The 6825-nt window shown below is 28.5% G+C and carries 5 protein-coding genes; 1 reads left to right on the plus strand and 4 read right to left on the minus strand.

The features are described 5' to 3' along the window. Nucleotides 1-97: 97 nt before the first annotated feature. The gene (locus J5G60_RS15190; protein WP_190972229.1) at nt 98-1762 is read left to right on the plus strand and encodes an HD-GYP domain-containing protein; all 1665 of its coding nucleotides are present in this window, start codon (nt 98-100) and stop codon (nt 1760-1762) included. 426 nt (nt 1763-2188) lie between these two features. Here J5G60_RS15190 and J5G60_RS15195 read toward each other — a convergent pair whose 3' ends face one another. The 4 genes from J5G60_RS15195 to J5G60_RS15210 form a co-directional block, all read right to left on the minus strand. Further along, a complete protein-coding gene (locus J5G60_RS15195) occupies nt 2189-3394 on the minus strand; it encodes an IS256 family transposase (protein WP_150357912.1) in 1206 nt (401 codons plus the stop codon). Beyond that, a complete protein-coding gene (locus J5G60_RS15200; RefSeq protein ID WP_207876570.1) occupies nt 3391-4848 on the minus strand; it encodes a HAMP domain-containing sensor histidine kinase in 1458 nt (485 codons plus the stop codon). Before J5G60_RS15200 ends, J5G60_RS15195 begins: the two co-directional genes overlap by 4 nt. Further along, nucleotides 4845-5525, minus strand: coding sequence for a response regulator transcription factor (locus tag J5G60_RS15205; protein WP_150357910.1), 681 nt, complete (start codon nt 5523-5525; stop codon nt 4845-4847). Before J5G60_RS15205 ends, J5G60_RS15200 begins: the two co-directional genes overlap by 4 nt. A 297-nt stretch (nt 5526-5822) precedes the next feature. After that, nucleotides 5823-6194: a hypothetical protein gene (locus J5G60_RS15210; RefSeq protein WP_150357909.1), complete on the minus strand. Its 372-nt coding sequence runs from the start codon at nt 6192-6194 to the stop codon at nt 5823-5825. Between the last annotated feature and the right edge of the window lie 631 nt (nt 6195-6825).

A 6825-nucleotide genomic window follows, 5' to 3' on the forward strand; every position in this document is an offset into this window, starting at 1 on the left:
TGACAAAACATATAGACATATGTGGTATTATATGCTATATATATGTTATGAAACAAAATTAACAAATTGTTTCATTAAATATATGGAGGTAGTCAAAATGATTAAATCTTATAAATCTATCTTTAATAGCAATAATATTAATACTTTATTAAAAAATATAGGAGACCGCTTTAATTGTGATACAATATCAATACTTAATTTTAACATAGATAAAAATTTTGTTACATTGGATAAAATTTTAGACATTAAAAATAATCCTTTTAAAGCTCTGCCTAAATTGTCAAAAATAAATATAACTAATTTTGGCAAAAGCAAATTAAAACTATTATTTTACAATAAGGAGATAATTTTTGTAAAAAACAATTGTACAACAAATTTTCCCATTATTTTAGAAAATGCAGAAGAGGAATTACTTATACCTATAAAAAGTAAAAATAATTTAACAACATTCATATACATGTGTTCACTAGATACAAATGATAACCACATTAATATCGATTTTATTAATAATGACAATTTCAAATATCTTTTATACTCAATTATAAATACATATGAGATGTATTTTCTATCCCATGAAAAAAACGAGCTTATATTTGAACTTATTTATATAATGACTGAAATACTCAAAGAAAAAGAGCCTCTTATGGTTTTTCACCCATATAACGTAGCTGATATTTCAAAGAAAATAGCTATACAATTAAAATTAAACTATAGTTCAATAGATAAAATTTATCTCGCAGGATTACTGCATGACATGGGAAAATTATGTATAAATAAAAATATCTTAAATAAAACAGATAACCTCACGGAAAATGAATATATAATATTAAAAGAGCATAGTATATACGGCTACAATCTATTAAAAAATATATATTATGACATAGCGGTATATATTAAATACCATCATGAAAAAATAGATGGGACTGGATACCCTGATAACTTGAAAGGCGATGAAATTCCTTTAGAAAGTAAAATAATTTCTGTTGCAGATGCCATAGATGCAATGTATGCAGCCAGAAGTTACAATACTTCTAAAAGTTTAGACTCTTTAGTTACAGAGCTTCTCCATTCCGCTGATAAAAAGTTCGATAGTACAGTTGTAGATGCGGCAATAAAAGTAATAATAAAGTCTAAAAACAATAGCATATATAAATTAGATAATAAAGTCGAATGGAGTACTCTTACAATAAAAACCTCAAAAGCATCATACTCAATAGACGGAATTCTAAGAAAAACAGATTCAGAATATATATTTAAATCTAATGAATTTATTTTTTTAAATGATATAAACATTGCCGATATACAATGTATGCATTTATATATATGTAAAAATACAATCGATATTTATCAATATAAAATTGCTTTTAATTTCTTCAAAGAAAATACTTTACATATAAAAGAAATTCATCAAATTGAGTTTAACAACTACTTTAATCTATCATGGAATTTACAGGGAGAACTTATATTTTGTAAATTTCCTATTAGTAGTATTGCAATATTTAAACTTGGAGGTGATTCTCTAATGTTCTACTGTCATATTAATATAAAGGAATCTTTAACTAAACAATTTTTCAATATAAAAATTAATTTTGAGAATGATGACGAACTAATTGTTTCAGGTGCATTAATCCAGCTATTTAAATCAGGTTCAAACTATTATTATGAACTAAAATATGTAAATATACTTGAAACTGTAAGGGAAGAAATATTTTCAAGAATTTTTAAAAAACAAGCAGAACTGAATATCGGCTTTAAATGGTAATTAAAAATTCTAAAATAAATTAGAAAGGTGAGTTATGATGGATTGTTTCGATTTGCTTTTTAAAGATATATACAAAAACGCGGTAGTATTATTAAATAAATATAATACCAAATTTTTTTATGATAAAAGAGTATTCAATGAACTTGTACAAACTTTTGATAATGAAAAAATAGAATGGTTCTTATATAATTATTATAGAATAGATTAGTAATTACTAAGAATTTAATTTTTAGTAAAATTCTATCAAATATCGTACTCATTGAGAAGAGTGAGGCTGTGAAAAAAGAGAGTGTGAAGCTTTTTCTGTAAATTAGCTTTCTATGATAATTATTAAAGGCAGATATCAGTAAAATGAAATACTGCCTTATTTTTTAATATACAGTGTAAAAACATGTATTGCAGGCGTTTTTTTCGATGGTTCTATTTTTATTCAGGAAGTCTTCCCTCATACATTATGGACAGCTCACCATGTACCTTCCCCCAGTTTCTAAGGACTGATGTCCATTTTTTAGTGGCCTCAAAAGTTGCAAGATACAAGGCCTTAAGAAGTGCTGTATCACTTGGAAATACACTTCGCTGGCTGTTAAGCCTGCGATATGTACTATTAAGACTTTCTATGGCATTTGTAGTATAGATAACTTTCCTGACATCCGTTGAAAACTTGAATATAGGGCTTATGGCATTCCAGTTTTTTGACCAGCTGTTCATTGTTCCCGGATATTTATCCTGCCATTTTTCAGTTACTACTTCCATATTCCTATGGCCTATTTCTTCTGACAGGGCCTGATATATGGTCTTTAAGTCTGAGGCAAAGGCTTTTTTGTCTTTATATGACACATACTTCAATGTATTACGTATCTGATGTACAATACACCTCTGGTATTCTGTTTTTGGAAATGCCGTAGATATTGATTCCTTTATACCAGAAAGCCCGTCAGCACAGAGAATAAGTATGTCTTTTACACCCCTGTTCTTGAGTTCGTTTAGGACACTGAGCCAGTATTTACTGCTTTCATTTTCGCCAATCTGGATAGACAGAACTTCTTTCTTTCCTTCATCATTGATACCGAGAATGATATATGCGGCAAGTTTTCGTATTATACCATTATCTCTAACCGAAAAATGTACGGCATCTATAAAAGCAATTGGATATATGCTTGATAGCAGGCGCTGCTGCCACTGTTCAATTTCAGATAGTAAACGATCGGTGATGTTTGATATCATTCCTTCACTTGCCTCAAAGCCATAAATATCCTCAATAATTTCAGATATCTGCCTTGTTGTCATACCCTTGGCATACATGGAAATTATTTTGTCTTCAATAGTTGAAATATCTTTTTGACGTTTTTTTACTGTCTGTGGCTGAAAGGTACTCTGTCGGTCCTGGGGAACATTTATGTCCATTTCACCGTATTTACTTCGTATTTTCTTTGGCTTTATGCCGTTTCTACAGTTTGTTTCATCACAACGATCATATTTTTTGTATCCCAGGTGATCATCCATTTCTGCCTCCAGCATTTCCTGGAGAGTACCTCCAAGCAGGTCTTTCAATGCTTCCTGAACATCTTCTGCTGATTTGATATCGTACTCGTTGAGAAGATCCGAAATAATATTTTTCTTACCTTCAGTCATAAGAGTGGATATTTAATAATAAAGCTCACACCTTTTTCTCTATTTACTGCCTCAATAGTTCCATTATAAAAATCTATTATTTTTTTCGAGATAGCCAGGCCCAGTCCAAAATTACCTGTCTTATCTTTATACATATGATTGAATATCAATTTTATACTGTCCTCATCAATATGTTTTCCATCATCATATATTTCTACTACAGCAAAATCACCCTCTTTTTTCAACTTGATTTTTATAATGCTTTCGGCATACCTCAACGCATTGTCCAATATATTTTCTAGACACACCTTTATTTTTTCCTCATTTGCAAAGATAATGCTGCTGCTTGTCTCTAATTCCCATTTAATATCATCACTGACTACTTTAAACTTATCCACCATATCACTGACAACATCCCTCAAATCCATGCTTTTATTCTTTTCACTCTCAAGGTTATTCTCCAATGTATATTCCAACGTGTTGAGATAGAGTATCTGTTTTACCTTTTTCTCAAGTCCAATTGACTCATCCTTTATTATTTCTGCTGTTCTTTCAGGAGAATCTATATAAACACCATCTATAATTGCCTGGGCATGGCTCATAATAACCATGACTGTTGTTTTTAAACTGTGGGATATACTTTGGAGAAATATCTTCTCGTTTTCATCGGCATATTTTAGTTTCTTCTGCATGATATTCATTGACCTGGCAAGTTTGCCAATTTCATCATCACTGCTAATTTTAATAGGTTCAACCCAATTCTTGTCTGCTATTTCTTTTGTATAGTTTTCTAATTTTTTAAGGGGTTTTGATATATATACTGCAACAAATTTTGAAGTAAAAAAAGCTATGACAATAAATATAAATCCTATAACAATAGCATAGTATAAAAATCTATTATCTGTAAAATACGGCATATACGTTACTAAACATAATTTTTCCTTATGGCTGTTTTTTATTGGACTCATAATAATCAAATACTTTTTATTATTATGGTACGATTTAAATTCCTTTTCAATCTTTAAATGCTTCGTATAACTTACCATCCACTGTACATCTTTATTATTTTCAGGCCTTTCATTATCTCGAGGTTCTACAGTTTTTCTTTGATTTCCATTTTCTTTATATGTAGGAATAGCTTTATTCTTTCCGTTTTTAACTTCTTGACGCAAAGGTGGCATATTATTAGGAAGATTATTCAAATAGGTTATTTCATTTCTGTTATTTATATTAACTACAAAACTTTTAACCATTTTAAGATTTCTTAGTTTATCAAATCTAACGGGCTCCTTAAAATTATTACTTTTGAGTAACATTTCATGAACTACTTTCATATCTTTCATATGAATATTCTCATCAAACGTTTTAAAGTTAAATAGGTATAAAAGTGAAATGCACAATATTATGATAATACTGGTAGTTGTGAAAGTTATCCATATCCTCATCATCAATGATTTTATCTTAAATATCTTCATACATTATCAACTAGCTTATATCCATATCCATATACTGTTTCTATAGTTAATTCGCTAACTTTTTTTCTGAGCCTTCTTATAGTATCATCCACTACCCTATCAGATCCAAAATAATCAATACCCCATACACTTGTTAAAATTTGCTCTCTGGATATTAGATTATTCTTATTTTCAGCAAGGTAATTTAACAATTCAAATTCTCTATTTGTAAGCTGAATATCTTGATTTTCAAATGAAACAGTTCTTTGATTTTTATTGATAAAGTAGCTCCCCACTTTTAAAATTATATCTTTTGGACTGTTATCTTTACTGATTACCACCCTATTTAGAAGCCTATTAGTTCTTATAACCAATTCTCTTGGTAAAAACGGTTTAGACAAATAATCATCACTTCCCAGCTCTAAGCCCACAACCCTGTCAAATTCTTCATTCCTTGCTGACATAAATATGACAGGAGTATTTTTATTGTTTGCCTTTATGCACTTAATAAGCTCATAACCACTTATATCTGGAAGCATTATATCCAATATCCAAAGATCCGGTGTATCAGGTACTTTTTCCTTTGCACAACTACCATTTGAAAAAGTAGTTACATCATATCCTTCATTTTTAAGATACTTTTGTAATAAAATTCTTAAGCTATTTTCATCCTCAACTAAATATATTCTTTTAGCCAATTTTATCACCTCAATCCAAACTAAAGTATTTTTGATAATGATGATAAATAGAAATTTATTATCAAATTTTTATTTACTTGATATTTTAATATCAAGTGGAAATCACAATTTTAATTAATCTATAAAAAGTTAGAGAAAAGCTATACTCTCTCCTCTCACTTTTTATAAACTAATTACTGATATAGATAAATCTATAAATAAAATACTTTCTATTTATAGATTTATCTGAAATTTTAATTATATACTAACTACTTGTCCTCTATTTTTCTGTAAATATTATTTTGTATCTATATCAACTTATTTGACATGCGCTTGCTTTGCAGGAGTTGATTTCACATTAGCAGCTGAACCATTAAAGATTCCTATCACTTTTGATTCCTGTGAACTGTTTATAATATGAGCTGCTACCAACCTGTCTAATCCAGTTTTAAAATCTCCCTGAGATTTAAACACATTCAATATTTTCGACTCCTGGTAATTATTTATAATTCTTGCTTTTACCAGTTTATCAAGTTGAGCTTTAAAATTTCCATAAGAGTATTTGGTTTTATAAACTATTCCTGATTTTGTATTAGCAGGCTTAGCCTGAACCGTCGTGGTAACTCCTGTACTTACCAATGGTGCTAAAACCATTATAGCTGAAATTAACCTATACTTCATTTTTAACATTTTCCTTACCTCCTAAATTTAATATTTATTTGTTTTGGATTTATTTCAATAATAACTATTAAATCTATGTCTAATATGTAGAAATTGTGTGATTTTTATGTGATATAGAACCTAACATAAATTTAACACTACTTTTTTGACATCTTACAGACATAATTTTTGCTTTAATTTACTTAGAGCTAAATTTTAGGTGGAAAAGATATATGTTAGAAATAAAATACAAACTAAGATCTATATTATCAGTATCTGTGCATATAACATTTTTTACCCATTATTATATAATTAATTTATTACGCCTTCATGTTATATCAATTAACAAACTATTTTTGTTGTAAACAATTACCACCAAATTATGAATAAAATTTAAACTAAATATAAGTTAAAAAGTCTCACATAAACTTAACAACATCTTGACATCTTATAAAGTTAATTACCCAATATAATTTCATTTAAAATAAGTTATTGAAGGAAAAAATCTAGGAGTATTTGTACATCAAAGTTTCTCAGGTGATGCTGAAGTCAGTAATTGAATTTTTATTATAATTGTTTACCCTTCATAAATTTAAGTTTAAAATAAAAACAGTCTGAGTTCTCTTTTATAATCATATATAATCTGTATATTATACACATA

It is taken from the genome of Clostridium sp. HV4-5-A1G, assembly GCF_900184915.1.
GTDB classification, from domain to species: Bacteria; Bacillota; Clostridia; order Clostridiales; family Clostridiaceae; genus Clostridium_B; species Clostridium_B aromativorans.

Bases quoted from the DNA above. Each gene is read 5' to 3' on its own strand.
- J5G60_RS15195 (WP_150357912.1), bottom strand. From the start codon at position 3,394: ATGACTGAAGGTAAGAAAAATATTATTTCGGATCTTCTCAACGAGTAC.
- J5G60_RS15190 (WP_190972229.1), top strand. From the start codon at position 98: ATGATTAAATCTTATAAATCTATCTTTAATAGCAATAATATTAATACT.
- J5G60_RS15210 (WP_150357909.1), bottom strand. From the start codon at position 6,194: ATGTTAAAAATGAAGTATAGGTTAATTTCAGCTATAATGGTTTTAGCA.
- J5G60_RS15200 (WP_207876570.1), bottom strand. From the start codon at position 4,848: ATGAAGATATTTAAGATAAAATCATTGATGATGAGGATATGGATAACT.